The organism is Mycoplana sp. ABR4_002 (assembly GCF_056159645.1).
The window spans coordinates 3,981,921-4,006,804 of the sequence record NZ_JBSWVO010000001.1; the positions used below are offsets into that span (position 1 = coordinate 3,981,921).

The window sequence follows — 24,884 nt, forward strand, 5'->3', positions numbered from 1 at the left end:
GCGCTACGCGCCGCGCCCGCGGAACCGTCGCTGATAGGCCGGATCGTAAAGCGAGCTCTCGCGAAAGTCGCCGGCCGTCAGCGTCGGCCCGACGAAGATCAGCGCGGTGCGTTCGATCGGTTCGGCCGCCACCTTGGCGGCGATGTCGGCGAGCGTGCCGCGCACGACCCGCTCGTCCGGCCAGGACGCCTTGACGACGATCGCGACCGGGCAGTCGGCACCGTAAAGCGGTGTCAGCTCGGCCACGACCTGTCCGAGCGCGTGGATGGCGAGATGGATCGCCAGCGTCGCGCCGGTCTCGCCGAAACCCTTGAGCGTTTCCCGGCTCGGCATCGGCGAGGCGCGCCCGGAGACGCGGGTCAGCACGAGGCTCTGCGCCACCGCCGGGATCGTCAGCTCGCGCTTCAGCGCCGCCGCGGCCGCGGCAAAGGAGGGCACGCCCGGCGTCAGCGTATAGGCGATGCCGTGCCGCTCCAGCCGGCGGATCTGCTCGGCGACAGCGCTCCAGACCGACAGGTCGCCGGAGTGCAGCCGCGCCACCTCCTCGCCCGCCGCGGCCGCGCGCAGGAACTCCGCCTCGATCTCGTCGAGCGACATCGGCGCGGTGTCGATGATGCGGGCGCCGGGCGGGCAGTACTGCAACAGCTCCGGCGACACGATCGAGCCGGCATAGAGGCAGACGGGGCAGCGGCCGATCAGGTCGCGGCCGCGCACGGTGATCAGGTCGGCGGCGCCCGGTCCGGCGCCGATGAAGTGGACGGTCATGCTGTCTCCTTGCGATTGTCGGCCGGCTTCGTCCAGCTCCATTGCGTCACCGGCATTGCCGGTCGCCAGCCCGTCATCCGTCCGACGGGCGCCGCGCGGGCGATGTCGATGCGGGTCAGCGCTCCGCCGAGCCGCGCCTGCGCGGCAAGCAGCACCGCTTCCATCTCGGTCGTCACCGCATTGGCAACCAGCCGGCCGCCGGGTACCAGCGCGGCAAGTGCCGCGTCGAACACGCCCGCCTCGCTGCCGCCGCCACCGATGAAGATGGCATCGGGCACCGGCAGTCCGGCCAGCGCCGCCGGCGCCTCGCCCTCGACGACGGCAAGCCCCGGCACGCCGAACCGGGGGGCGTTGCGCCGGATCCGCGCCGCCCGCTCACCGTTCGCCTCGACCGCGATCGCCCGCAGCGAGGGATCGGCCAGCATCCACTCGATTCCGATCGAGCCGGAGCCGGCGCCGATGTCCCACAGCAACTCGCCCCGCCGCGGCGCCAGCGCCGACAGCGTCAGCGCCCGCACCTCGCGCTTGGTGATCTGGCCGTCGTGTTCGAACAGCGCGTCGTCGAGCCCCGGCGCGCAGGGCAGCACCCGCGCCGCGACGCCGGCAGCGACCTCGACCGCGCAGACGTTCAGCATGTCGACGGCGTCCATCGAAAACCGGTCCGCCCGCTGCGTGCCGACGCGCTCGCGCGGCCCGCCGAGCGCCTCCAGCACCGTCAGCATCGACGCGCCGAAGCCGGCTTCGGTGAGCAGCGCGGCGAGCTTGTCCGGCCCGTCGCTGTCGGAGGTGAGTGCGAGAATCCGGCTACGGGGATGCAGGTGCGGCCGGACCAGGTCGAGCGGACGACCGTGCAGCGAGACGCAGGCCGTGTCCTGCAGCGCCCAGCCCAGCCGCGAGGCGGCGAGGCTGAAGGCGGACGGCGACGGCAGCACCGTCATTTCCGCCCGCGGCACATGCCGCGACAGCGTGACGCCGACGCCATGGTAGAACGGGTCACCGGAGGCAAGCACCACCACCGGCCGGCCGCGCTCCGCCAGCACCGCGGCCACGGACCGCTCGAACGGGCTCAGCCACGTCCGGCGCTCGCCGGTCATCGCCGCCGCCGCCAGTTCCAGGTGCCGCGCTCCGCCGAAAACGGCCTCGGCGCGCGCGATCGCCGCCTTGGCCGCGTCGCCGAGACCGGCTAAACCGTCCTCGCCGATGCCGACGATCGTCAGCCAGGGCGCGGCGACGGAAGAGATGGACGGATCACGCGTGGACAAGAAACGAATCCTCATTCTGGGCGGCACGGCCGAGGCGCGCGCGCTGGCCGGCCGGCTGGCGCCGCGCGGCGGCGTCGAGGCGACGCTGTCGCTTGCCGGCCGCACCGTCGATCCCGCGCCGCAGCCGGTTCCGGTACGCACGGGTGGCTTCGGCGGCGCGGACGGACTTGCCGCCTACCTCGCCGACAACCAAATCGACCTTCTGGTCGACGCCACCCATCCGTTCGCCCGGCGGATCAGCGCCAATGCCGAGCGGGCGTGCGAACTTGCGGCCACGCCGCTCATCCGCCTCGAGCGCGCCGGCTGGCAGGCAGAGGTCGGCGACCGCTGGACACGCGTGGCCACCCTGCAGAAGGCCGTGGCTGCGCTTGGCGGCCCGCCGCGCCGCGTCTTCCTCGCGATCGGGCGGCAGGAGGCCTTCCATTTCAACGCAGCGCCGCAGCACCACTATCTCGTGCGCAGCGTCGATCCGCTCGACCCGCCGCTGCGCGTGCCCTCGGTCGACTATGTTCTGGCCCGCGGCCCCTTTGCCGTCGAAGACGAGATGGCGCTGCTCCGCGACCACCGTATCGACCTGGTGGTGGCGAAGAACAGCGGCGGCACGGCGACCTACGGCAAGATCGCCGCGGCCCGCGCGTTGCAGCTGCCGGTGATCATGGTCGACCGCGGCACCGGCGGCCGGGCCGTCGTCGCCGAGACCGTGGACGAGGCGCTGCGGCTGATCGATCATGTCGCCTCCGGCGGCAGGAAGCGCGGCGTATAGACGAGGTCCGGCCGGTCGGCGCGCGCGATCACGCGCGTCTGCGGCGAGCCAATGATGACGCAGGTGGCCATGTCGGCGCGCGCCGCATCCGCCTCGCCGAGCGGCATCACCAGCATGCGCTCGTCCGGGCGTCCCGCGGCGCGTCCGAAGATCACCGGCGTCTCGACCGGAAGGACGCCGCGCAGGATCTCGAACGCCTGGCCGAGCTGCCACGGTCGTGCCTTGCTGATCGGATTGTAGAGCGCGATCACCAGCCCGGCCTCGGCCACCATCCGCAGCCGCCTCTCGATCACCGGCCAGGGCTTGAGGTTGTCGGAGAGCGAGATCGCGCAGAAGTCATGGCCGAGCGGCGCGCCGATCCGGGCAGCCACGGCCAGCATGGCGGTGACGCCGGGCACGACGACGAGGTCGATGCCGCGCCATGCGGCGGGACCGGCATCGATCGCCTCGCAGACCGCGGCCGCCATGGCGAAGACCCCCGGATCGCCGCCGGAGACGACGCAGACATGGACGCCGGCGGCCGCCCGCGTCAGGGCCGCCTGCGCCCGGCTCAGTTCCTCGCGGTTGTCGGACGCGACCTTGATCTGGTCCGCTCGCAGCGCCAGCCGGTCGACATAGGGGAAGTAGCCGAAGAACTCGGTCGCCGCCTCGACCGCCCGCAGGGCCTCGGGCGTCATCTGGTCCGGGCTGCCCGGCCCGGTGCCGATCACGTACAGCGTACCAGGGCGCGTGTCGCTCATGGCCTGCCACTCCAGCCGGGCACGAGCACGAGCGAGAAATAGGGCGCCTTGTCGTCCAGCTTCTCGGACAGGCGGATCGACCGGCTCTCGGCCATCGTGCCGCGCTCGACATAGATTGCCTCGGCAAGCCGGCCAGCGGCCGACAGCGCCCGGCGGATCTTCGGCAGGTTGCGCCCGACCTTCATGATCACGGCCGCTTCGGTGTCGCCGAGCCGGCGCGACAGCTCTTCCTCCATCATCGTGCCGGGCAGCACCGACAGCACGTCGTCGCCCTGCACGATCGGCAGGCCGGACAGCGACCAGCAGCCGGACATGGCGGTGATGCCGGGGACGACCTCGGTGGGGAAGCGATGCGCGAGCCGCACGTGCAGGTGCATGTAGGAGCCGTAGAACATCGGATCGCCCTCGGACAGGATCGCGACGGTGCGGCCCGCGGCCAGATGCTCGGCGATCGCCGCCGCCGAGTCGTCGTAGAAGGCGGTGATCTGGCGCTTGTACTCGGCGTGTTCCTTGTCGATCTCGGTCGTGACCGGATAGTAGAGCGGCAGCTCGACCATGCCGGGCTTCAGCAGGCCCTCGACGATCGCCCGGCCGTTGCCGGAGCGCCCGGCCTTGGCGAAGAAGGCGAGCACGTCGGCCTCTTCGATCCTGCGCACCGCCTTGAGCGTCAGCAGTTCCGGATCGCCCGGCCCGGTGCCCACGCCGTAGAGGCGTCCCGCCGCGCTCACAGGCCCGCCCTCGCCAGCGAGTTCAGCGCTGCCGCCGTCATCGCGCTGCCGCCCATGCGGCCGCGGACGGTGGCAAACGGCACGCCGTAGGAGTTTTCGGCCAGCGCCTCCTTCGATTCCGCCGCACCGACGAAGCCGACCGGCATGCCGAGGATCGCCGCGGGCTTCGGCGCGCCGTCGCGCAGGAGCTCGAGCAGGTAGAACAGCGCCGTCGGCGCATTGCCGATGGCGACGACGGAGCCGCCCAGCCGCTCGAGCCAGAGCCGGATCGCCGCGGCCGAGCGCGAATTGCCGATCGTGGCGGCAAGGTCCGGCGTGCGCGGGTCGCGCAGCGTGCAGATCACCTCGTTCTGCGCCGGCAGCCGCGCCGCGGTCACGCCGCGCGCGACCATCTCGGCGTCGCAGAAGATCGGCGCGCCGTTCCGCAGCGCCGTCCGGCCGGCGGCGACGAAGCCCGGCGAAAACGCGATCTCGCCTGCGGCTTCGACCAGTCCGCAGGCATGAATCATGCGGACGGCGACATCGGCCTCGTCCTGCGAAAAGCCGGACAGGTCGGCCTCGGCGCGGATGATCGCGAAGGATTTCTCGTAGATGGCGTTGCCATCCTTGATGTAGTCATAGTCTGTCATTGCGGGTCCTGCTGAAATGCCGCGGCCAGGGCGGCCGGCCCGATCCGTTCGAGCGCATGCTGCGGGGTCTCCCCCGGTTGTCTTTGTCGGCGAAGCAGCGCGGCAACGCGCGCAAGTGCGGGGTCGACCCCGTCCGCCGGGATGATTGCGGTGGCCGCGTCACCGGCCCTTCCGTCGACGACGAGCGCCACGCCGTCCGTGCGGCCGCACAGCGAAAGCGGGGCGGCCCGCGGATGGGCGCAGCCCTTGGCGCAGCCGGACACGTGCACCGTCATCGAGCCGTCGAGCAGCTCCGCCGCCCGCGCCACCAGCGCATCGGCCGCCGCCTTCGTGTCGAGCCGGCCCGACGCGCAGCCGGCCCTGCCGGCGCAGACGGCAACGGCGTTGCCGGGTTCGTCGGCCCTGGTCCAGAATCCTTCGCGCTGCGCCAGCGCGCTCGCCGCCTCGACGGCCTCCTCTCCAAGGCCGAGCACCAGCAGCGCCCGATGTGGCGCCAGCCGCACCTCGGTCGCGCCCAGCACGTCCAGCTCTAGCATCAGCCTGCGCAGCGCCGCCGCCGGCGTCTGGCCATAGGCAAGGCCGAGGCCAAGCACCCTGCCGGTGCCGATCCGATGCCGGCCGACCGGCGAGGGCGGCGTCCGGGGCGATCGCGCGGTTGACGTTTCTCCGGCCCCCTCGGCGATGCCGAGCCGTGCTCGCAGTTCAGCCGGGTCGAGGTCGCGCCCGCGCGCCGCCGGGCCGCGCCCGTGCAGGACGCGCAGGATCGAAAGCACGGCGGCGGCGGCAGTGCCATCGGCCATCTCCGCCACCGGCTGCGCCGAATGCGCATCGCCCCCGACCGAGAGGCGCCAGCGCCGCCCGTTCGCACCGCCGGCTGCGTCGAGCCGGATGTCGGCGATCATGGCGGCAAGATCCAGCCGGCCGCCGCCGTCGACCACGATCGACAGCTTCGGCGCAAGCCGGAGCGAAGGCCGGTGGCCGGCGATGGCGCTGCGGATTGCCAAGGCCAGCGGGCCGGCATCGGCGACCTCGTCCGGATCAAGGCCGGCAAGCGGCGGCGTCTCCACCGCCACGCCGGTGTGGCTGTCGATTCCGGCCCGGGCCAGGCCGGCCGCGAGCAGGGGCACGGTCTCCTCGCGCAGGCCCCGCAGCTGCAGGTTGCCGCGCGCGGTGACCTCCACGAGACCGTTGCCGCAGGTCTCCGCGAGCTCCGCCAGCGCGAGACAGTCGAGCGGTGTCAGGCCGGCCCGCACCGGCCGCAGCCGGACCAGCAGCCCGTCGCCGGTCAGCATCGGCGCCGCCAGTGACGGGCAGGCGCCGCGCCGCGCCGTCGGCGCCGCCTGGACAGAGACGCCGGCCCCGTGGCCGTCCGCGGGCGAAGGGTGGACCGCCGTCACGTTGCGCCTCCGTCACCACGGTTCGGTGCGCGGCGGATCAGGTAGGTATCCATGATCCAGCCGTTCTCCTTGCGCGCGCGGTCGCGTGTCTGCGAGATCGTCTCGGCGATGTCGCCGAGACGGCCGGAGAGCGTGATCTCCAGCTCGGTGCCGAGATAGGCGCCCCAGTGGATCTGCGCATCGCGGTCCTCGACCGTGCGGAAGGCCTCGACGCCGTCGAGCATGACGACGATGTCGTCCACCCCCTGCGGCCAGCCCTCGGCAAGCCGGCGTCCGGTGGTGATCTCCACCGGCAGGCCGATCCGGTTCAGCGCGACCTGCTGGCTGGCGCACAGCGCCTGGATGCTGGTGATGCCGGGAACGACCTCGAGCGCGAAGGCGATGCGCCCGTTGGCGCGCACATGCTCGACGATGCGGATGGTGCTGTCGTAGAGCATTGGGTCGCCCCAGACGAGCAGACCGATCGTGTCGTCGTTGCCGGAGCTTTCGACCAGCAGGTCCTCGTAGACCTTCGCGATCGCCTGGTGCCATTCCTGCACGCCGCCGTCATAGCCGCCGTCGCTGCGGCGCTTCGGCACGGCATAGTCGCGGATGCGGGTGCCCGGATTGGTGAGGTAGCGCTCGCAGATGTCGCGGCGCATGTCGGCGAGAAAGGCCTTCTCCTCGCCCTTGGTCGGGATCAGCAACAGGTCGCAGCGGTTCAGGGCATTGATCGCCTGGATGGTCATGTGCTCGGGATTGCCGGCACCTATCCCGATGATCAGTATCGTTCTCACGCCCACTCCCCCGTGCGGCCAGCGCTCCCGGATGCGGCCCGGATTGGGTCCCGCGATCTCTTCCTAATCCCAAAGTCGGCCGAGGAACAGTGCCCGATTAGCGGCGTCCGCCGGTCTTTTTGAGACGCCGGCCTCAGGCGATCGCCTGCCGCGCCCGCAGGTAGTGGCGCGGCGCCGTGCCGAGCATGCGCTTGAACATGGTGGTGAAGGCCGGGACGCTCTCGTAACCGGCCTCCAGCGCCACCGTCGTCACAGGCGCCCCGCCCGCAAGCCGCGGCAGGCAGGCGAAGATGCAGGCCTGCTGGCGCCACGTGGCGAAGCTGACGCCGGTTTCCTCGCGGAAGAGGCGGGTGAAAGACCGCCGGCTCATGTTCAGGCTGTCGGCCCAGTCGTCGATCTTGGCGCCCGGCAACGGCCGGTCGAGGAAGGCTCGGCACAGTGCGGCGAGCCGGGCGTTCGTCGGGAACGGCAGGCCGAGCGGCTGCTCGACGAGGCGTTCGATTTCGTCGAGAAGCAGCGCCATCACCAGTTCGGCGCGGCGATGCTCCTCGTCCGCCCCCTGCAGCCGAACCGCTTCCGCCAGAAGGTGATGGGCAAGGTCGGTGACCTCCAGCACCATCGGAGCCTCTGCCGCCGCACGCCCGGTTGGCGCGAGCATGTAGACCGAGCGCATGCTGACGTCGCTGCACATCTCCACCGAATGCTCCAGCCCGCGCGGGATCAGAAGGCCGTGACCCGGCGGGATCATCCAGCGCCCGCGCGCCGTCGCCACCAGCACGACGCCGGCAAAGACGCAGAGCACCTGGGCGCGCCGGTGGCTGTGCGGCGGCACGATATAGCCCTGCGGGATCTCGTTGCTGTGCACGAGCACGTCCGCGTTCGACTGCTCCATCCAGGAGAGGCTGCGGACGTGGTCGTGGTTCAGCGTCGACAGCAGGGACGGATCGAGCTTCTGCATTTTGGCCCACTCTAGAAAGAAGTGGACCTCAGCACAAAGGCAGGCCGAAAGCAAACGCGCTATTGAGCGGGACGTCAGTGCCCGTGCGGGCCAGGATGCATTTCGAGGTTCTCAATGTCGACGGCCGTTTCCGTCGCGCCGGCTCATGCCGCGCGAACCAGCTTCTCCATCATCCTCGCGGTCAGCCTCTGCCACATGCTGAACGACATCATGCAGTCGCTGCTGACCTCGCTCTATCCGCTGCTCAAAGCGAATTACGCGCTCGACTTCGTGCAGATCGGCCTGCTGACCATGGCCTTCCAGGTCACCGCCTCGCTGCTGCAGCCGCTGGTCGGCCTGGTGACCGATCGCTGGCCGGTGCGCTTCTCGCTGCCGCTCGGCATGGGCAGCACCTTCTTCGGCCTGTTCTTCCTCGCCTATGCCCATTCCTTCCCGGTGCTCGTGCTCGGCGCCTGCCTGATCGGCTTCGGTTCGGCCGTGTTCCATCCAGAATCCTCGCGCGTCGCGCGTGCCGCCTCGGGCGGCCGCTACGGCCTCGCGCAGTCGATGTTCCAGGTCGGCGGCAACGCCGGCACGGCGATCGGGCCGCTGCTCGCGGCCTTCATCGTCCTGCCCTTCGGCCAAACCAGTGTCGCCTGGTTCTCCGCCGTCGCCCTGCTCGGCATGATGATCCTGACCTGGGTCAGCCGCTGGTATGCCGGCGAACGAATCCGGATGGCAAGCCGCCCCGTGGTCAGCCGCGCACTGCCGTTGCCGCGCGGCCGCGTCGCCTGGGCCATTGCCGTGCTGGTGCTGTTGACCGCAACGAAGAATGTCTACATGTCGTCGATCGGCAGCTACTTCACCTTCTACACCATCGGCCGCTTCGGCCTGTCGGTGCAGGACGCGCAGCTGATGCTGTTCCTCTTTCTCGGCGCATCCGCCGCCGGCGTGTTCCTTGGCGGGCCGATCGGCGACCGCTTCGGCGCGCGCTTCGTCATCTGGTTCTCGATCCTCGGCGTCGTCCCGTTCGCCCTACTACTGCCTTATGCTAATCTGTTCTGGACCGGCGTGCTCAGCATCCTGATCGGCCTGATCTTTTCCTCCGCCTTCTCGGCCATCGTCGTCTTTGCCCAGGAACTGGTGCCCGGCCGCGTTGGCCTGATCGCCGGCGTCTTTTTCGGCTTCGCCTTCGGCGCCGGCGGGCTCGGTGCGGCCGCCCTCGGCGTTCTGGCCGACAGTCATGGCATCGACTTCGTCTACCGCGTCTGCTCGTACCTGCCGCTGCTCGGCATTCTCACCATTTTCCTGCCGCGCCTGCCTGCGCGCTGACGATCCGGTCCGGAAGGGCCTGACCGTTGCTCGGATCTCTCCGGCTTCGGCTGCAGTCTCGGCAACTTCAAACCTTGGGTTGTATTTTACGTAAATCATGCTACCTTTAATGGCAGCGATTGCGTCACAACAACTTCAGGAGTCTTGCCATGCGGCTGCAAGTCGTTGCCGTTCTGCTATCGGGCTTTGTGGCATCCTGCGCCGGCGTGCAGGTCCAGCGCGTCACCTCGCCCAACCAGCCGGGAATTCGCTACTGGCGCCCGGCACCCTATCTGGCGCTCGTCGAAACGCGCACGGACAAGGCTGTGATCTGCGAAGCCAAGCCGTTCATGCTGCCCGACAAGACCGAGGAGTACGCCATCACGATCAATGCCGGCCTCGGCTCGGTCAAGGCGACCCCGACCCTCGATGACGGCTGGAACCTGACGAGCCTGGACGCCGAAGCCGACAGCAAGACGGCCGACAACCTGACGGCCCTGGCGACCCTGCTCAAGACCGGGTTTGACGCCAGGGCAGCGCTCGCCCGCCCGGCGACGGCGCAAGCCGCGCCGGCCTGCCGCGGCCTCTACAGGGTCGACTACGACGCCGCCGGCAGATTCAGCGGCTTCACGCCGGTCGGCCTCTGACTTTGCCGCGAACGCCCAAACCCGCGGCGGGAAAGGCGCGGTCGGGTGCGAGCGCTCAGATCCGCGCCTGCACCAGATGCGCCAGCTGGGCGCCGACCTCGTAGTAGCCCTCGCGCACCGGCCGGAACGACTGCGCCACCGGCTCGGTCACCGGCAGCGGCAGGTCGCGCTCGCCGATCTCACCGGCGACATGTCGTGCCAGCACCTTGCCGAACACCGTGCCGGGCGCGATGCCGCGGCCATTGTAGCCGGAAAAGCCGATGACGTTGTCGGCCAGCCGGTGGAAGCGCGGCAGGGCGTCGACGGTCATGCCGATCTGGCCGTACCACTCGGCCTCGAACGCGATCTCGCCGATCTCGGGAAAGAGCTTTCTGAGTGCGCGCCGCGCCCAGGCCTTGTGGATCCCCGTGCCTGTGCCGCGCAGCGCCCCGACGCTGCCGAAGACGAGACGACCCTGCCGGTCGTAGCGGTAGGAGGAGAGGATTTCCGCCGTGTCCCACACGCCCTCGCGCCCGGGCAGGATCCTTTTCTGCAGCTCCGGCGACAGCGGCCCTGTGGCGAAGTTGAAATAGGGGAGGTGGACGAGTTCGCTTCGCACCTCGCGCCAGGGCGCGACCGTGTAGGCATTGGTGGCGACGATCACCCAGTCGGCCGTGACCGCGCCGCGGTCCGTCTTTACCGTCCAGCGCGCGCCCGCGCGTTCGGCGCCAATCACCGGGCTGCCGGTATGGACGATCGCGCCGGCCGCCATCGCCGCCCTCGCCAGCCCGCGCACATAGGCGAGCGGCTGGATCGTGCCGGCGCGCCGGTCGAGCAGCGCGCCGGCATAGGCGGAGGTGCCGACCCGCCGCGCCGTCTCGGTCGCGTCGAGCAGCGTTACCGGCGCCCCGCGCCGGGCCCATTGCTCCGCCCGTGCCTGCAATTCCGCAAGCCCCGCGGCGCCGAGGGCGCAGTGCAGCGTGCCGACCGGATTGATCTCGCAGTCGATCGCGTGCGTCTTCACCAGGTCGAAGACCAGCTTCGGCGCATTGCCGAGAAGCTCGAGCAGCCGGTCGCCATACAGCGGACCGAGCACGCCGGGCAGGTCGTCCGGCATCACCCACATGCCGGCATTGACGAGGCCGACATTGCGCCCCGAGCCGCCGAAGCCGATCTCCTTGCCCTCGAGCAGCACCACCCTTGATCCCTGTTCAGCGAGATGAAGCGCGGCGGAGAAGCCGGTGAAGCCGCCGCCGACGATCACCACGTCGGCCGCGACGATGCCGGAAAGGGTCTGCGTTTCGGGGACAGGCGGGGCGGTCATCTCCCAAAGGCCGTGGGAACGGGGGTCGTTCTGCATGGTCGTATCTTCTCGAGTGGGTTGGCGGCTCTGCGATGGCGCCACATTCCCCGATCCCCGGCAAGGAGGAAAGTGCTGTTTCGGCACCGGATCATTCAGCGCGCGAATGAATCGACCGCGAGCGTCAGCTGACCTGGGTGGCAATCCAGGCGCGGAAGGCCTGGCTCAGCGAATTCTCCAGCTTGCCCTCCGGCACCACAAGATAGTAGCTGTTGTCGGTCTGCATCGGCCGGTCGAACACCACCGCCAGCCGCCCGCCGGCCAGCTCCTGCTCGATCAGATAGCGTGGCAGCAGCGCGAAGCCGAGGCCCGCCACCGCCGCCTCGATCACCATCGAGAACTGGTCGAAGCGGTGGCCGCGATAGGCGGTCTCCGCCACGCCGCCGTTGATCTCGAACCATTGCGCCCAGAGCTTCGGCCGGGTGGCGAGATGCAGCAGCGGCGCGGCCTCCAGATCCTTCGGCTCGGCCGGCTCCCATCGCCGCAGCAATTCCGGGCTCGCCGCGGGCAGGATCACCTCGCTGCAGAGATAGGAGCAGGTGGCGCGCGCCCACACCGGCTGGCCGTAGTGGATCGCAAGATCGAAGCTCTCCTCGTCGAAATCGAACGGCGCCGAGCGCGAGGCGATGTTGAGGATCGTCCCGGGGAACTGCTTCAGGAAGGCCGGAAGGCGCGGCGTCAGCCAGCGGCTGCCGAAGGTCGGCAGCGTCGCGATGGCAAGGCTGTGCTCGGAGCGCGCGGCCGACATCGCCCGCAGCATTGTCTCTTCCGTCTGGTGCAGCAGCTTGCGCACCTCCGGCAGGAAGCGGCGGCCGTCCTCCGACAGCACGACGCGCTGGCGCACCCGCTCGAACAGCAGCACGCCCAGTTGCTCCTCGAGATCCTTGATCTGGCGACTGACGGCGCTCTGGGTAAGGTTCAGCTCATTGGCGGCCTGGGTGAAGCTGCCGTGGCGCGCGGCGCATTCGAAGGCCTGCAGGGTGGTCACGTCGGGTATCAGCCTGCGGGTCAACTTCATTCGGCTCTCGCATCAACCTAGTCAAAACATGCGCGATCACTCGCCGGCCTGATCCGTTATGATCTGTTTTCAGAATGAACGGGGCACTCCCACCCCTTCTAGAGCAATTTCGCGAGAACTGTGAAGCTGTTTTCCGCCCGATTGCGCCAGCGAGACGAGACCGACCGCCATGAACGAACATTCGCACGTTTCCCCGGACACGATTCGCGCCGACTTCTCCGCCGCCATGTCGGCCATGTATCGCGACGAGGTGCCGGCCTACGGCACGCTGATGGCGCTCGTCGCAAAGGCGAACAGGGAGACCCTGGCCGCCGAGCCGCAGCTCAGGGAGCGCCTGGAGGCGACCGACTCGCTGGAGCGCATCTCCGAGGAGCGCCACGGCGCGATTCGCCTCGGCACGCCGGCGGAACTGGCGATGATGCGCCGCGTCTTCGCGGTGATGGGCATGTATCCGGTCGGCTACTACGACCTTTCGACCGCCGGCGTGCCGGTCCATTCCACCGCCTTCCGCCCGGTTGGCGAGACGGCGCTGAAGCGCAATCCCTTCCGCGTCTTCACCTCGCTGCTGCGCCTTGACCTGATCGCCGACGAGACCCTGCGCAACGAGGCGGCCGCCGTGCTCGCCGCGCGCCGCATCTTCACCGACCGGGCCGTCGCCCTGGTCGAAAAGGCGGAGGCCGAGGGTGGGCTAGCCGCCGCCGACGCCGCCGCATTCGTGCGCGAGGTGCTCGAGACGTTCCGATGGCACGATCGGGCGATCGTCAGCGCCGACATGTACGAGCGCCTGCACGAGGCCCATCGCCTGATTGCCGACGTCGTCTCCTTCAAGGGGCCGCACATCAACCACCTGACCCCGCGCACGCTCGACATCGACAAGGTGCAGGCGCGCATGCCGGCCGCGGGCATTGCCCCCAAGGCCGTCGTCGAGGGCCCGCCGACCCGCCAATGCCCGATCCTGCTGCGCCAGACCTCGTTCAAGGCGCTGGAGGAGCCGGTGTCCTTCGCCGGCGGAAACGGCGCCTGGAAGGCCGGCTCGCACACTGCCCGCTTCGGCGAGATCGAGCAGCGCGGCGTCGCCCTGACGCCGAAGGGCCGCGCGCTCTACGACAAGCTTCTCGCCGACACGCGCGCGATCGTCCGCCCCGCCGCCGACGGCTCCAACGCCGTCGAATACGAGGCCGCCCTCGCCGGGGTGTTCGAGGCCTTCCCCGACGACTGGCAGGAGATCCGGCGCCAGGGCCTCGGCTACTTCGCCTATTCGCTGACCGAAAAGGGCCAAAGCGCAGCGATTTCGCCCGACGCCGACATCGAGGCGCTGGTCGAGAGCGGACTCGTCCGCTTCGACCCGATCGTCTACGAGGATTTCCTGCCCGTCTCCGCCGCCGGCATCTTCCAGTCCAACCTCGGCGACGAGGCGACCCAGGAGTTTGTCGCCAGCCCGAACCAGCTGATGTTCGAGCACGACCTCGGCGCCAGCGTGCTGGACGAATTCGCCCACTATGCCGGCATCGAAAAGGCCTCTATTGAGCTATGCTTGGGCGCGGCCGGCATGGCCGCTGCCGCGGAATGACGGACGGGCCATGATCGACCGGACTCACATCGAGGCGCTCGGCTCGCTGCTCGGCGACAAGGGACTGCTCACCGCCCCGGCCGACCTGGCGTCCTACGAGACCGGCGCGCGCTACGACCGTGGCCGCGCCGCCTTCGTCGCGCGCCCGGCCTCGACCGAAGAGGTCTCCGCCGTGGTCGCCTACTGCGTGAACAACGCGATCGCCCTGATTCCGCAGTCCGGCAACACCGGCCTCGTTTCCGGCTCGACGCCGGACGGCTCGGGCACACAGGGCGTCCTCAGCCTCGACCGCCTCACCGCGCCCTTCGAACTCGACCGGATCAACCGGACGGTGGCGGCCGGCGCCGGGCTCAGGCTTTCCGACCTCAACCAGCGGCTGGAGCCAGCCGGCCTGTTCTTCCCCATCGATCTCGGCGCCGACCCGCGGCTCGGCGGCATGGTCGCCACCAACACCGGCGGCTCGCGCTTCCTGCGTTACGGCGACGTGCGCCGCAACACGCTCGCACTGAAGGTGGTCCTTGCCGACGCGCAGGGAACGGTGCTGGATCTCGGCTCGGGCCTGCGCAAGAACAACACCGGCGTCGACTGGAAGCAGCTCTTCATCGGCACGTCCGGCGCCTTCGGCATCGTCACCGAATGCGTCCTCAGCCTCGAGCCGCTGCCGCGCCAGACGGCGACCGCCTTTCTCGTCCCGTCCGCGCCGGAGCGCGTGCCGGACCTTTTGGTGGCGATGGAAGAGGCGCTCGGCAGCTACCTTTCGGCCTTCGAGGGCATGTCGAAGAACGCGGTGGCCGCCGCACTGTCCCACATCCCCGCGCTGCGCAACCCGTTCCAGGGCGGCGGCGTGCCGGATTACGTCATTCTCGCGGAGGTCTCGCGCACCTCGCCGCCGCGCGAGGGCGAGCAGCCGCTCGACGCCGTGCTGACGGACGTGCTGGCCGCGATCTGGGAGCACGACGACGCGCCGCTCGCCGACGCCTTTGTCGGCCCGGCTCACGAGATGTGGGCGCTGCGCCACGGACTGTCGGAGGGGGTAAAGCATAGCGGACGACTGATCGCCTTCGATCTTTCCTTCCGCCGCGGTGACATCATGCGCTTCCTCGCCCATATGAAGGCGGAGATGCCGAGACACTTTGCCGATGTGACGATCTGCGACTTCGGCCACATCGGCGACGGCGGCGTGCATTTCAATCTGGTGGTGGCTGCGGACGACCCGCGCCTCGCCGATGCCGCCTTCGAGCCGGCCTTGCGCGAGTGGGTGTTCGCGGTGGCGGTGGAGGCGTTCGGCGGCAGCTTCAGCGCCGAGCACGCGATCGGCCGCAAGAACCAGGCGTTCTACGATCGCTATACGCCCGAGGCGGTCCGCAGGCTTGCGGGTGATCTGAAGGCGGCCACCTCGCCCGGCCCGCTCGGCAGCGTGGCCTTTTGAAAAATGCGGCGGCGAAGGGCCGCCCGGAGAATATCAAAGTCAGCATGGAGAACAGGATCATGACCAACGTCGATGTGAAACAGGAAACCGCCAAGCTGCTCGACAAGCTCGGCGTCCCGGCCGCCGCCTGGCAGGGCGGAGACATGGCCTCGTTCAGCCCGGTCAGCGGCGAGGAAGTCGCTCGGCTGAAGACGGTTTCGGCCGCCGACGCCGGAAAGGCGATCGAGGCCGCCCACGAGGCCTTCGGGGCCTGGCGCCTGGTGCCGGCGCCGAAGCGCGGCGAGCTGGTCCGCCTGCTCGGCGAGGAACTGCGCGCGGCCAAGGCCGACCTCGGCCGGCTGGTCTCGATCGAGGCCGGCAAGATCACCTCCGAGGGTCTGGGCGAGGTCCAGGAGATGATCGACATCTGCGACTTCGCCGTCGGCCTGTCGCGCCAGCTCTACGGCCTGACGATCGCCACCGAACGTCCCGGCCACCGCATGATGGAGACCTGGCACCCGCTCGGCGTTGTCGGCATCATCTCCGCCTTCAACTTCCCTGTCGCCGTCTGGTCGTGGAACGCGGCGCTGGCGCTCGTCTGCGGCAACGCGGTCGTCTGGAAGCCGTCGGAAAAGACCCCGCTCACCGCGCTCGCCTGCCAGGCGATCCTCGAGCGCGCCCTCGCCCGCTTCGGCGAGGCGCCGAAGAACCTGTCGCAGGTGCTGATCGGCGACCGCGCCATCGGCGAGGCTCTCGTCGATCACCCGAAGGTCGCGCTCGTCTCGGCCACCGGCTCCACCCGCATGGGCCGCGAAGTCGGGCCGCGCCTTGCCAAGCGCTTCGCGCGCTCGATCCTGGAGCTCGGCGGCAACAACGCCGGCATCGTCTGCCCCTCGGCCGATCTCGACATGGCGCTGCGGGCCATCGCCTTCGGCGCCATGGGCACGGCCGGCCAGCGTTGCACGACGCTGCGCCGTCTGTTCGTGCACGAGAGCGTCTATGACCAGTTGGTGCCGCGCCTGAAGAAGGCCTACGAAAGCGTCTCGGTCGGCAACCCGCTGGAGACGTCCGCCCTTGTCGGCCCGCTGGTCGACAAGCAGTCCTTTGACGCCATGCAGAAGGCGCTGGACGCGGCCAGGGCCGAGGGCGGCAAGGTCGTCGGTGGCAACCGCGTCGTCGACGCCGGCAAGGACAGCGCCTACTACGTCAAGCCGGCGATCGTCGAAATGCCGAAGCAGGCCGGCCCGGTGCTCGAAGAAACCTTCGCGCCGATCCTCTACGTCATGAGGTATTCCGACTTCGACCGGGCGCTGGAGGACCACAATGCGGTCGCCGCCGGCCTGTCGTCTTCGATCTTCACGCTGAACATGCAGGAGGCCGAGCGCTTCCTCGCCGCCGACGGCTCCGACTGCGGCATCGCCAATGTCAACATCGGCACCTCGGGTGCGGAGATCGGCGGCGCGTTCGGCGGCGAGAAGGAGACCGGCGGCGGCCGCGAATCCGGTTCCGACGCCTGGAAGGCCTACATGCGCCGCGCCACCAACACGGTGAACTACTCCAAGGCGCTGCCGCTCGCCCAGGGCGTGTCCTTCGACATCGAGTAGGCCGACATGAACGCTCCGAGCAAAATCGAGGAGGCGGGCTTCGTGCCCGCCTCGCGGATCGCCGCGATCGGCGTCTCCAGGATCCTGCAGATCGGCGCGCGGGCCGCGGCGATGAAGAAGGAGGGCCTGCCGGTGATCGTCCTCGGCGCCGGCGAGCCGGACTTCGACACCCCCGACAACGTCAAGGCCGCGGCCAAGGCGGCGATCGATCGCGGCGAGACCAAGTACACCGCGCTTGACGGCACTCCTGAACTGAAAAAGGCGATCGCGGCGAAGTTCCGCCGCGAGAACGGCCTCGACTACGCCCTCGACGAGATCACGGTCGCGACCGGCGCCAAGCAGATCCTGTTCAACGCCTTCATGGCGAGCGTGAACCCGGGCGACGAGGTGATCATCCCGACGCCCTACTGGACCTCCTATTCCGACATCGTCGAGATCTGCGGCGGCGTGCCGGTGCTGATCCCGTGCGAGGCGGAAGCCGGCTTTCGCCTCAAGGCCGAGCAGCTCGAACAGGCGATCACGCCAAGAACCCGCTGGGTGCTGCTGAACTCGCCGTCGAACCCCTCCGGCGCCGCCTATGGCGAGGCCGACTACCGTCCCCTGCTCGACGTGCTGCTGAAGCATCCGCAGGTCTGGCTGATGGTCGATGACATGTACGAGCACATCGTCTATGACGGCTTCCGGTTCGTGACCCCGGTTGCGCTGGAGCCGCAGCTGAAGGCGCGGGCGCTGACCATCAACGGCGTGTCCAAGGCCTATGCGATGACGGGATGGCGCATCGGCTATGCCGGCGGACCGAAGGCGCTGATCAAGGCGATGGCGGTGATCCAGAGCCAGGCCACCTCCTGCCCCTCATCCATCAGCCAGGCGGCCGCGGTCGAGGCGTTGAACGGGCCCCAGGACTTCCTGCAGGAGCGCCAGGCGAGCTTCAGGCGCCGTCGCGACCTCGTCGTCGCGGCCCTGAACGACATCCCCGGCATCGTCTGCCGCACCCCCGAGGGCGCCTTCTACACCTTCGCCGGCTGTGCCGGCCTGATCGGCAGAAAGACGCCGGACGGCAAGGTGATCGCGACCGACGCCGACTTCACCGACCACCTGCTGGAGACGGGCCACGTCGCCGTGGTGCCCGGCTCGGCCTTCGGCCTGTCGCCCTATTTCCGCATTTCCTACGCCACCTCGGAAGCGGAACTGACCGAAGCCTTGAAGCGCATCGCCGCGGTCTGCGCCGGACTGGTCTGAGGCCCCACGGCTGTTGGAACAAAGAAAGGGGCCTCTTTCGAGGCCCCATTTTTATCGTCCGCGCCTTTCCGGCGTTCTCTCGTCCCCGCGGCTGCGCCACAGATGCGAAGGCGCCCCGGGCTGGCCGGGACGCCAAGGACTTGGCAGGGTTCAGGCGGCGCGGTGGCCGTGGTGTTCCTGCGCATAGTAGTGACCGAAACGGTTGGCGAGGAAGGCGCCAAGGTCGATCTCCTCCTGCTTGACGAAGCCCTTGGCCCGCAGCGTGCCGTCGGCGAGCATGTCGAGAACGGCGCAGATCGAGCCGGCCGTGGTGATCTGGATCGCCGAATGCATGCGGCCGGCGATGACGGCGCTGTAGACCTTGTTGGCGTAAGTTTCCTGGATCAGCCGGCCGTCCTTGCGGCCCGAGACGGTGACGAAAATGATGACGACGTCCTGGGTCGTGGTCGGCAACGCGTTCTCGAAGATGTCCTTCAGCACCTCGCGGCGATGGCGCAGGCCGAGGTCGTTCAGGAGCGCCTTCATGATCGCCGCGTGGCCGGGATAGCGGATCGTCTTGTAGTTCAGCGTGCGTACCTTGCCTTCCAGCGTCTCGCACAGCGTGCCGAGCCCGCCGGAGGTGTTGAAGGCTTCGTAGGTGACGCCGTCGAGCGAAAACTCCTCGCGCTCTTCCAGCGCCGGAACCTCGATCAGCTCTCCCTCGACGATCGCCTCGCATGGCTCGATGTATTCATTGATGACGCCGTCCGTGCTCCAGGTAAGGTTGTAGTTCAGCGCATTCGACGGGTACTGCGGCAAGGCGCCCACGCGCATGCGCACGCTTTCGAGCGTGTCAAAGCGGCTGGCAAGGTCATGGGCGACGATCGAGATGAAGCCCGGCGCCAGGCCGCACTGCGGGATGAAGGCGGTCTCGGCCATTTCGGCGATCTGCTTGACCTGGCGGGTGGATTCGACGTCCTCGGTCAGGTCGAGATAGTGGATGCCGGCGGCGGCAGCCGCCTCCGCGATCGCCACGGTGAGGTGGTAGGGGGCGGCGCTGAGCACGGCGAACTTGCCCTTCAGCAGTTCGACCAGGGCCTTGCCGTCGGCAATGTCGACGACGGCCGTGGTGACGGCCTTGTGCTGTTCGACGGCCGCAAGTTGCTCGTCCGAGCGGTCAGCGACGGTGACCCGGTAGTCCCCGCTGTGCGCGAGCAGCCGCGCGATGGTGGAGCCGATCTTGCCTGCGCCGATGACGACGATGTCTTTCATATGTTTCCCCTGAAGGCGACAAATCAATATGACAATTATGCCGCCGAAACCTGTCGATTCACAGCTGCAGATCTGGCATATTGCCCTATCCCATCGGCGAAACGACGGTCGCAATGAGCACAACGACATTGAATGCAAAGGATCGCGAGCTCCTCGCCATCCTCAGCGAGAACGCCCGCGAGCAGACGGCGACGATCGCCCGCAGGCTCGGCCTGTCGCGCACCACGGTGCAGGCCAAGATCGAGAGGCTGGAACGCGAGGGGGTGATCACCGGCTATGGCGTCAGGCTGTCGGACGCCTACGAGGGCGGCATGGTCAAGGCGCACGTGCTGATCACGATCGCGCCGAAAACGCTGGCGCGAATCACCACCGAGCTGCACGCCATCACCGAGGTGCGGGCCCTGCACTCGGTCTCCGGCACCTTCGACCTGATCGCCATTGTCGCCGCCGCCTCGATCGCCGAACTCGACCATCTGATCGACCGGATCGGTCAGATCGAGGGCGTCGAGCGCACGCTGTCCTCGATCATCCTGTCGACCCGGATAAGCCGCTAGGGCATCAGGCCAGGAAGCGCTCGGGCCGGTAGGGACCGATATTCAGCACGGTGCGCTCACCCAGCATCTTCTCCGCCAGCACGCGGCCGGTGATCGGCCCGAGCGTCATGCCGTGGTGGGCGTGGCCGAAGGCAAACCACAGCCCGGCGTGGCGCGGCGCCTTGCCGATGATCGGCATCATGTCCGGAGTGCAGGGACGCGCGCCCATCCACGGCTCCTCGTCGCGGCGCTCGGCCAGCGGGAAGAACTCGCGCGCGACCTTCTCGGCGCGGCGAACCTGCACCGGCGTCTTGCGCGTGTCGCGCCGGGCGAACTCCGCGCCGGTCGTCAGCCGGATACCGCGGTTCATCGGCGCGAGGAAATAGCCGCGCTCGGCATCGAGCACCCAGTTGTTGAGCTTGGCGCCGTCGGCCGCGCCGTAGTGCATGTGGTAGCCGCGCTTGACCGCGAGCGGGAAATGGTAGCCGAACTTGCGCGTGACGGTGTCGGCCCATGGACCGAGCGCGACGACGACGTCGCGCGCCTCCAGCGGCCCCTCCGGCGTTGCCACCCGCCAGCCCTCGCCCTCCAGCACGTGCTCGATGGTCGCCGCGTCGCCGGCGGCGAGCCTCCCCCCCAGCGACTGGAAGTACGTGACATAAGCCTTGAGCAGGGCGCCGGGATCGAGGATCGACCACGGGTCCGTCCAGCGCAGGCCGCCGGTCAGGTCGGCCCGGATGTCGGGCTCGATCTGCTTCATTTCGCCGGCGGTGAGCTTCTGGTGGCGGACGCCGAACTTGGCCGACAGCTGCTCGGCCTCGGCATAGGCCGCATCGCGCGCCTTTTCGCTGCGGAACACCTTCATCCATCCGTCCTTGCGGATCAGATCGCCCGCCCCCGAGGCGGCGATCAGGTCGGCGTGTTCGCTGATCGAGTGCTCGATCAGGGGCGCGTACATATGCGCGATGCTCTGGTGCTGGCGGAAGCCGGAGTGCCACCAGTAGCGCGCCAGGAACGGCACCAGGCCGGGCAGCGCGGAGAGATGGTAGTGGGCGTCGATGGTGTTGTTCAGCGCGTAGCGGAACAGTGAACCGAAGTCGTGCGGAAAGCCGTAGGGGTAGACACCCTCGCGCTGGATCAGCCCGGCATTGCCGTAGGAAGTCTCTTCGGCCGGACCGCGCCGGTCAACCAGCACCACGGATTTTCCCCGGCGTGCCAGATGAATCGCCGTCGAAATGCCGACGACGCCCGCGCCCAGAACGATGACATCCGTTTTCATGCAAACCGCCTCAAGATCCCGATATCGTTGCTTCGATCAATGCACCGCTCGCGGGGCGGAGGCAAGCCGGCACGGCACAGCGGAGCACGATCGGAGCGGGAAATTAAACCCCTCGCCCGCACTTTGCGATGGCCCCCGCGCTTGTTCCATCCGGACCTACTGCCCCGCCAGCCGCAACAGGTTCTCGAGCGCCGCGCGCCCGAAGCCGCCGATTCCCTCGCGGATGTCAGCATCGATCGCAGCGGCGACGGCGTCGGTGTCGCGCTTGCGCAGTGCCGCGATCGCCTCCTGGTGCCGGTCGACGAAATAGAGCTGGGCGACGTGCTCCATGGCGATGCCGAGGAACGGGCCGAGCTGCAGCCAGACGCTCTCCACCATCGGCATGATGATCTGGTCGGGATTGGCGGTATATAGCGTGCGATGGAATTCCTGGTTGAGCAGCAGCGCGGTGGCATTGTCCTTGCGCGCGATCGCCTCGTCCTGCGCCTTGTCGATCTCCACCAGCCGGTCGATCTGTCGTTCGGTAATGTGGTCGACGGCGCGGCGGGCGGCGTGCTGCTCCAGCACGGCGCGCAGCGCGATCAACTCGCCGAAGCGGTCGGCGGTCATCTTCGGCACCATGATGCGCCGGTTGTCGAGCACCTTCAGCGCCCCTTCGGAGGAAAGCCGGCGCAATGCCTCGCGCACCGGCGTGGGGCTGCTTTCCATCGCTTCGGCGATGCCGCGGATGGTCAGCGATTCGCCGGGCCGGATCGACCCGACCATAATCGCCTGGCGCAGCCGGCGATGGGCGTATTCATGGGTCGTCATCCCGTCCGGCCGCGCCATCGGCTCCAGTTTCAATGCTGCCACCATTCCCCTCCTGACCCAAAGGGGCGCGGCCGGTTGGCGCCCCGCTTCGCTCTTACCAGCTTGACCGTCGGCAAGAAACTGTGCATATTTTCAAAATGTGATCACAAAAATAAATATGTGATATGGAAAAATCAATGTCTAAATCGAAGGGGAACGACTGGCTCACCAGATCGGAGTCGGTTGAGAGCATACAGGCGGTCGTCTGCGACCTGAACGGCATCCTGCGCGGCAAGCGCGTGCCGGTCAGCCAGGCAGAAAAGGTGCTGGAGGGCGGCATCCGCATGCCACTGTCGATCGTCGGCGTCGACGTCTGGGGCGAGGACATCGTCGGCTCCTCGCACGTCTTCGCCAGCGGCGACACGGACGGCATCTGCAGCCCGACCGGGCGCGGCACGCTGCCGGTCAACTGGACACTGAAGCCGAGCGCCGTCGCGCCGCTGTGGCTGTTCAAGGAGACCGGCGAGCCGTTCTTGGCCGATCCGCGCCAGGCGCTGGCCCATATCCTGCGCCAGTATCATGAATTGGGCCTCAGGCCCGTCGTCGCCTCCGAGATGGAGTTCTACCTGATCGATTCCGAGCCGGACCACGCCGAGCCGCCGATCTCGCCCTATACCGGCAAGCGGCTCGACTCCGACGCGATCCTGTCGATCGACGAGCTCGACGACTTCGGCCAGTTCTTCTCCGACGTCTATGCCGAGTGCGAGCGCCAGAACGTGCCGGCCGACTCCGCCGTCGCCGAGAACGGCATCGGCCAGTTCGAGATCAACCTCGTGCATTCCGACGATCCGCTGAAGGCGGCCGACGACGCGCTGTTCTTCAAGCGCATCATCAAGGGTGTCGCCCGCAAGCACGGTTTTGCCGCCACCTTCATGGCCAAGCCCTACGGCCTGCGCTCGGGCAGCGGCATGCACGTCCACTTCAGCGTGATCGACGAGGACGGCCGCAACGTCTTCGACGACGGCACCGAGCAGGGCTCCGACGTCATGCGCCACGCGGTCGCCGGGCTGACCCGCGGCATGGCCGAGACGACGCTGTTGTTCGCCCCGCATTTCAACTCCTACCGCCGCCTGCGTCCCGACACCCACGCGCCGACCGCCGTCACCTGGGGCTACGAGAACCGCACCGCGGCGATCCGCATCCCCGGCGGCAAACCCTCGGCGCGGCGCATCGAGCACCGCGTCGCCGGCGCCGACGCCAACCCGTATCTGGTCATGGCGGGCATCCTCGGCGCCGCGCTGATGGGCATCCGCAACCGGTGGGAGCCGCCGCCGCCCGTCGCCGGCCGCGCCTACCAGACCAAGGCGCCGCGCATTCCCAGCGAATGGGGCTCGGCCGTCACCGCCTTCGAGAACGGCCCGATCGTGTCGGAGATCTTCGATCCCGACCTGCGCTCCATGCTGATCGCCTGCAAGCGGCAGGAGATCGCCGGCTTCGCCGAGCAGGTCACCGACTTCGAGTTCAGCGCCTATCTGGAAATCGTCTGATGGCAAGCAGCACAACCTCCTATGCCGGCGACGGCGGCTATCCCGGCAGCTACTATGCCGCCTCGCGCAACATCATCCGCACGCCGAGGATCCTCGAGGGCGAAGTACAGGCCGACGTGGCGGTGCTCGGGGCCGGCTATTCCGGCCTGTCGACGGCGATCCACCTGGCCGAGAAGGGCTACAAGGTGGTCGTCGTCGAGGGCGCCGGCGTCGGCTGGGGCGCCTCGGGCCGCAATGGCGGCCAGATCGTCAACGGTCTCAACGCCAGCCTCGACACCATCAGGAAGCGCTACGGCGAGGCCGCCGGCGCCTTCGTCGGCTCGCTCGTCCAGGAGGGTGGCCGCATCATCCGCCGCATCGTCGACCAGTACGGCATCGCCTGCGACCTCAAGCAGGGCAACATCTACGCCGCCTACACGCCGGCCCACATGCGCGAGCTCGAGCACAAGAAGGAGCTGTGGAAGAGCTACGGCATGGATGACCACCAGCTCCTCGACAGGGAGGCCATCCGCAAGCTGGTCAACACCGAGGCCTATGTCGGCGGCATGCTCGACACCACCGGCGGCCACATGCACCCGCTCAACCTTGTCCTCGGCGAGGCCAAGGCGCTGGAGTCGCTCGGCGGCGTGATCTACGAGCAGTCGCCGGTGACGAAGGTCGAGCACGAGGCCGACCGGCCCGTGCTGCACACGGCACGGGGGCGCGTGACGGCCGACATCGCCGTGCTGTGCGGCAATGCCTATCTCGGCCATGTCGTGCCGAGACTGGTCTCGCGTGTCATGCCGGTCTCGACCCAGATGATCGCCACCGAGCCGCTCGGGGAGCGCGCCGACGCACTGGTCCCGAGCGACATGTGCGTCGAGGACGTACGCTACATCCTCGACTACTTCCGGCTCTCGGCCGACAAGCGCATGATCTTCGGCGGCGGCACGGTCTATGGCGGCACCGACCCGGCCGACGTCCGCGCCAAGCTGAAGCCGAACCTGGAAAAGGTGTTCCCCTCGCTGCGGGGGGTCAAGATCGACTACGCCTGGAGCGGCAACTTCGCCCTCTCGTTCTCGCGCGTGCCGCAAATGGGCAAGATCGGCAAGAACACCTATTTCGCCCACGGCTACAGCGGCCACGGCGTCACCGGCTCGCATCTGTTCGGCAAGATCCTGAGCGAGGCGATCCACGGCGACGCCAGCCGCTTCGGCCAGTTCGAGAAGCTGCCCTGGATCCCCTTCCCCGGGGGGCGCATGTTCCGCGCCCAGTACTCGACCATCGGCTCCTGGTGGTACCAGTTCAAGGACGCATTCGGCCTCTGACGCCGAAAGCATCAAAAAGGGGGCCGGCGGACTTTCCGCCGGCCC

23 protein-coding genes are annotated in these 24,884 nt (G+C 68.7%); 10 read left to right on the forward strand and 13 right to left on the reverse strand.

All coding sequences use genetic code 11. The features are described 5' to 3' along the window. Positions 1 to 3: 3 nt before the first annotated feature. Together cobM and cbiE are read right to left on the reverse strand one after the other, a co-directional pair. Positions 4 to 765, reverse strand: a complete 762-nt coding sequence (gene cobM, locus ACXAGF_RS18970; RefSeq protein WP_475018925.1) for a precorrin-4 C(11)-methyltransferase — start codon at positions 763 to 765, stop codon at positions 4 to 6. Then, positions 762 to 2,042, reverse strand: coding sequence for a precorrin-6y C5,15-methyltransferase (decarboxylating) subunit CbiE (cbiE, locus tag ACXAGF_RS18975; protein WP_475018926.1), 1,281 nt, complete (start codon positions 2,040 to 2,042; stop codon positions 762 to 764). Before cbiE ends, cobM begins: the two co-directional genes overlap by 4 nt. Here cbiE and ACXAGF_RS18980 point away from each other — a divergent pair. Continuing rightward, entirely contained in the window at positions 2,020 to 2,790 is a 771-nt protein-coding gene (locus ACXAGF_RS18980) for a cobalt-precorrin-6A reductase (protein ID WP_475018927.1), read from the forward strand. The two genes, cbiE and ACXAGF_RS18980, sit on opposite strands and share 23 nt — an antisense overlap. Here the strand turns inward: ACXAGF_RS18980 and ACXAGF_RS18985 are convergent. The 6 genes from ACXAGF_RS18985 to ACXAGF_RS19010 form a co-directional block, all read right to left on the reverse strand. Continuing rightward, positions 2,754 to 3,530, reverse strand: coding sequence for a precorrin-3B C(17)-methyltransferase (locus ACXAGF_RS18985; RefSeq protein ID WP_475018928.1), 777 nt, complete (start codon positions 3,528 to 3,530; stop codon positions 2,754 to 2,756). The genes ACXAGF_RS18980 and ACXAGF_RS18985 overlap by 37 nt on opposite strands. Then, a complete protein-coding gene (locus ACXAGF_RS18990) occupies positions 3,527 to 4,258 on the reverse strand; it encodes a precorrin-2 C(20)-methyltransferase (RefSeq protein WP_475018929.1) in 732 nt (243 codons plus the stop codon). The genes ACXAGF_RS18985 and ACXAGF_RS18990 overlap by 4 nt, the downstream gene beginning before the upstream one ends. Then, on the reverse strand, positions 4,255 to 4,887 hold the full coding sequence (locus ACXAGF_RS18995) for a precorrin-8X methylmutase (protein WP_475018930.1): 633 nt from the start codon (positions 4,885 to 4,887) through the stop codon (positions 4,255 to 4,257). The genes ACXAGF_RS18990 and ACXAGF_RS18995 overlap by 4 nt, the downstream gene beginning before the upstream one ends. After that, on the reverse strand, positions 4,884 to 6,284 hold the full coding sequence (cobG, locus tag ACXAGF_RS19000; protein WP_475018931.1) for a precorrin-3B synthase: 1,401 nt from the start codon (positions 6,282 to 6,284) through the stop codon (positions 4,884 to 4,886). Before cobG ends, ACXAGF_RS18995 begins: the two co-directional genes overlap by 4 nt. Beyond that, positions 6,281 to 7,060 carry a precorrin-6A synthase (deacetylating) gene (gene cobF / locus ACXAGF_RS19005; protein WP_475018932.1) on the reverse strand — a complete coding sequence of 260 codons (780 nt, stop codon included), beginning with the start codon at positions 7,058 to 7,060 and terminating at the stop codon, positions 6,281 to 6,283. The genes cobG and cobF overlap by 4 nt, the downstream gene beginning before the upstream one ends. A gap of 133 nt (positions 7,061 to 7,193) precedes the next feature. Further along, positions 7,194 to 8,018 carry an AraC family transcriptional regulator gene (locus tag ACXAGF_RS19010; RefSeq protein WP_475018933.1) on the reverse strand — a complete coding sequence of 275 codons (825 nt, stop codon included), beginning with the start codon at positions 8,016 to 8,018 and terminating at the stop codon, positions 7,194 to 7,196. A gap of 114 nt (positions 8,019 to 8,132) precedes the next feature. On the opposite strand from ACXAGF_RS19010, the gene ACXAGF_RS19015 reads away from it, so the two are divergent. Next, positions 8,133 to 9,329 carry an MFS transporter gene (locus ACXAGF_RS19015; protein WP_475018934.1) on the forward strand — a complete coding sequence of 399 codons (1,197 nt, stop codon included), beginning with the start codon at positions 8,133 to 8,135 and terminating at the stop codon, positions 9,327 to 9,329. A gap of 149 nt (positions 9,330 to 9,478) precedes the next feature. Continuing rightward, on the forward strand, positions 9,479 to 9,955 hold the full coding sequence (locus ACXAGF_RS19020; RefSeq protein WP_475018935.1) for a hypothetical protein: 477 nt from the start codon (positions 9,479 to 9,481) through the stop codon (positions 9,953 to 9,955). A 55-nt stretch (positions 9,956 to 10,010) separates the two neighbouring features. Here ACXAGF_RS19020 and ACXAGF_RS19025 read toward each other — a convergent pair whose 3' ends face one another. Both ACXAGF_RS19025 and ACXAGF_RS19030 read right to left on the reverse strand, forming a co-directional pair. Continuing rightward, complete coding sequence (locus ACXAGF_RS19025; protein WP_475018936.1) at positions 10,011 to 11,294, reverse strand: NAD(P)/FAD-dependent oxidoreductase; 1,284 nt, start codon at positions 11,292 to 11,294, stop codon at positions 10,011 to 10,013. A 124-nt stretch (positions 11,295 to 11,418) separates the two neighbouring features. Beyond that, positions 11,419 to 12,312 carry a LysR substrate-binding domain-containing protein gene (locus ACXAGF_RS19030; protein WP_475018937.1) on the reverse strand — a complete coding sequence of 298 codons (894 nt, stop codon included), beginning with the start codon at positions 12,310 to 12,312 and terminating at the stop codon, positions 11,419 to 11,421. A 169-nt stretch (positions 12,313 to 12,481) separates the two neighbouring features. Between ACXAGF_RS19030 and hglS the strand changes: the two genes are divergently transcribed. Genes hglS through ACXAGF_RS19050 form a run of 4 tightly spaced genes read left to right on the forward strand, consistent with a single transcriptional unit; the run spans position 12,482 to position 18,133 of the window. Continuing rightward, positions 12,482 to 13,882, forward strand: coding sequence for a 2-oxoadipate dioxygenase/decarboxylase HglS (gene hglS / locus ACXAGF_RS19035; protein WP_475018938.1), 1,401 nt, complete (start codon positions 12,482 to 12,484; stop codon positions 13,880 to 13,882). 10 nt (positions 13,883 to 13,892) lie between these two features. Then, positions 13,893 to 15,311 (forward strand): FAD-binding oxidoreductase, encoded by a 1,419-nt coding sequence (locus ACXAGF_RS19040; protein WP_475018939.1) that lies wholly within the window; start codon positions 13,893 to 13,895, stop codon positions 15,309 to 15,311. Between the two features lie 59 nt (positions 15,312 to 15,370). Continuing rightward, entirely contained in the window at positions 15,371 to 16,894 is a 1,524-nt protein-coding gene (gene amaB, locus ACXAGF_RS19045) for an L-piperidine-6-carboxylate dehydrogenase (RefSeq protein WP_475018940.1), read from the forward strand. A 6-nt stretch (positions 16,895 to 16,900) separates the two neighbouring features. After that, positions 16,901 to 18,133 carry a pyridoxal phosphate-dependent aminotransferase gene (locus tag ACXAGF_RS19050; RefSeq protein WP_475018941.1) on the forward strand — a complete coding sequence of 411 codons (1,233 nt, stop codon included), beginning with the start codon at positions 16,901 to 16,903 and terminating at the stop codon, positions 18,131 to 18,133. Between the two features lie 150 nt (positions 18,134 to 18,283). Here the strand turns inward: ACXAGF_RS19050 and ACXAGF_RS19055 are convergent, their stop codons facing one another. Then, positions 18,284 to 19,384, reverse strand: a complete 1,101-nt coding sequence (locus ACXAGF_RS19055; RefSeq protein ID WP_475018942.1) for a saccharopine dehydrogenase family protein — start codon at positions 19,382 to 19,384, stop codon at positions 18,284 to 18,286. 113 nt (positions 19,385 to 19,497) lie between these two features. Here ACXAGF_RS19055 and ACXAGF_RS19060 point away from each other — a divergent pair, with 113 nt between their 5' ends. After that, positions 19,498 to 19,938, forward strand: a complete 441-nt coding sequence (locus ACXAGF_RS19060; protein WP_475018943.1) for an Lrp/AsnC family transcriptional regulator — start codon at positions 19,498 to 19,500, stop codon at positions 19,936 to 19,938. 4 nt (positions 19,939 to 19,942) lie between these two features. Here the strand turns inward: ACXAGF_RS19060 and ACXAGF_RS19065 are convergent, their stop codons facing one another. Both ACXAGF_RS19065 and ACXAGF_RS19070 read right to left on the reverse strand, forming a co-directional pair. Beyond that, on the reverse strand, positions 19,943 to 21,196 hold the full coding sequence (locus ACXAGF_RS19065) for an NAD(P)/FAD-dependent oxidoreductase (protein ID WP_475018944.1): 1,254 nt from the start codon (positions 21,194 to 21,196) through the stop codon (positions 19,943 to 19,945). A 156-nt stretch (positions 21,197 to 21,352) separates the two neighbouring features. Then, complete coding sequence (locus tag ACXAGF_RS19070) at positions 21,353 to 22,048, reverse strand: GntR family transcriptional regulator (RefSeq protein WP_475018945.1); 696 nt, start codon at positions 22,046 to 22,048, stop codon at positions 21,353 to 21,355. A 134-nt stretch (positions 22,049 to 22,182) separates the two neighbouring features. Between ACXAGF_RS19070 and ACXAGF_RS19075 the strand changes: the two genes are divergently transcribed. After that, positions 22,183 to 23,532, forward strand: a complete 1,350-nt coding sequence (locus ACXAGF_RS19075) for a glutamine synthetase family protein (RefSeq protein ID WP_475018946.1) — start codon at positions 22,183 to 22,185, stop codon at positions 23,530 to 23,532. Beyond that, positions 23,532 to 24,839, forward strand: a complete 1,308-nt coding sequence (locus tag ACXAGF_RS19080; protein WP_475018947.1) for an NAD(P)/FAD-dependent oxidoreductase — start codon at positions 23,532 to 23,534, stop codon at positions 24,837 to 24,839. The genes ACXAGF_RS19075 and ACXAGF_RS19080 overlap by 1 nt, the downstream gene beginning before the upstream one ends. Positions 24,840 to 24,884: the final 45 nt, after the last annotated feature.

What these genes read in the sequence shown, in the direction of transcription:
- cobM (WP_475018925.1), bottom strand. Translation starts at nt 765, where the DNA reads ATGACCGTCCACTTCATCGGCGCCGGACCGGGCGCCGCCGACCTGATC.
- cbiE (WP_475018926.1), bottom strand. Translation starts at nt 2,042, where the DNA reads ATGAGGATTCGTTTCTTGTCCACGCGTGATCCGTCCATCTCTTCCGTC.
- ACXAGF_RS18985 (WP_475018928.1), bottom strand. Translation starts at nt 3,530, where the DNA reads ATGAGCGACACGCGCCCTGGTACGCTGTACGTGATCGGCACCGGGCCG.
- ACXAGF_RS18995 (WP_475018930.1), bottom strand. Translation starts at nt 4,887, where the DNA reads ATGACAGACTATGACTACATCAAGGATGGCAACGCCATCTACGAGAAA.
- ACXAGF_RS19010 (WP_475018933.1), bottom strand. Translation starts at nt 8,018, where the DNA reads ATGCAGAAGCTCGATCCGTCCCTGCTGTCGACGCTGAACCACGACCAC.
- ACXAGF_RS19015 (WP_475018934.1), top strand. Translation starts at nt 8,133, where the DNA reads ATGTCGACGGCCGTTTCCGTCGCGCCGGCTCATGCCGCGCGAACCAGC.
- ACXAGF_RS19020 (WP_475018935.1), top strand. Translation starts at nt 9,479, where the DNA reads ATGCGGCTGCAAGTCGTTGCCGTTCTGCTATCGGGCTTTGTGGCATCC.
- ACXAGF_RS19025 (WP_475018936.1), bottom strand. Translation starts at nt 11,294, where the DNA reads ATGCAGAACGACCCCCGTTCCCACGGCCTTTGGGAGATGACCGCCCCG.
- ACXAGF_RS19030 (WP_475018937.1), bottom strand. Translation starts at nt 12,312, where the DNA reads ATGAAGTTGACCCGCAGGCTGATACCCGACGTGACCACCCTGCAGGCC.
- hglS (WP_475018938.1), top strand. Translation starts at nt 12,482, where the DNA reads ATGAACGAACATTCGCACGTTTCCCCGGACACGATTCGCGCCGACTTC.
- ACXAGF_RS19040 (WP_475018939.1), top strand. Translation starts at nt 13,893, where the DNA reads ATGATCGACCGGACTCACATCGAGGCGCTCGGCTCGCTGCTCGGCGAC.
- amaB (WP_475018940.1), top strand. Translation starts at nt 15,371, where the DNA reads ATGACCAACGTCGATGTGAAACAGGAAACCGCCAAGCTGCTCGACAAG.
- ACXAGF_RS19050 (WP_475018941.1), top strand. Translation starts at nt 16,901, where the DNA reads ATGAACGCTCCGAGCAAAATCGAGGAGGCGGGCTTCGTGCCCGCCTCG.
- ACXAGF_RS19055 (WP_475018942.1), bottom strand. Translation starts at nt 19,384, where the DNA reads ATGAAAGACATCGTCGTCATCGGCGCAGGCAAGATCGGCTCCACCATC.
- ACXAGF_RS19060 (WP_475018943.1), top strand. Translation starts at nt 19,498, where the DNA reads ATGAGCACAACGACATTGAATGCAAAGGATCGCGAGCTCCTCGCCATC.
- ACXAGF_RS19065 (WP_475018944.1), bottom strand. Translation starts at nt 21,196, where the DNA reads ATGAAAACGGATGTCATCGTTCTGGGCGCGGGCGTCGTCGGCATTTCG.
- ACXAGF_RS19075 (WP_475018946.1), top strand. Translation starts at nt 22,183, where the DNA reads ATGTCTAAATCGAAGGGGAACGACTGGCTCACCAGATCGGAGTCGGTT.
- ACXAGF_RS19080 (WP_475018947.1), top strand. Translation starts at nt 23,532, where the DNA reads ATGGCAAGCAGCACAACCTCCTATGCCGGCGACGGCGGCTATCCCGGC.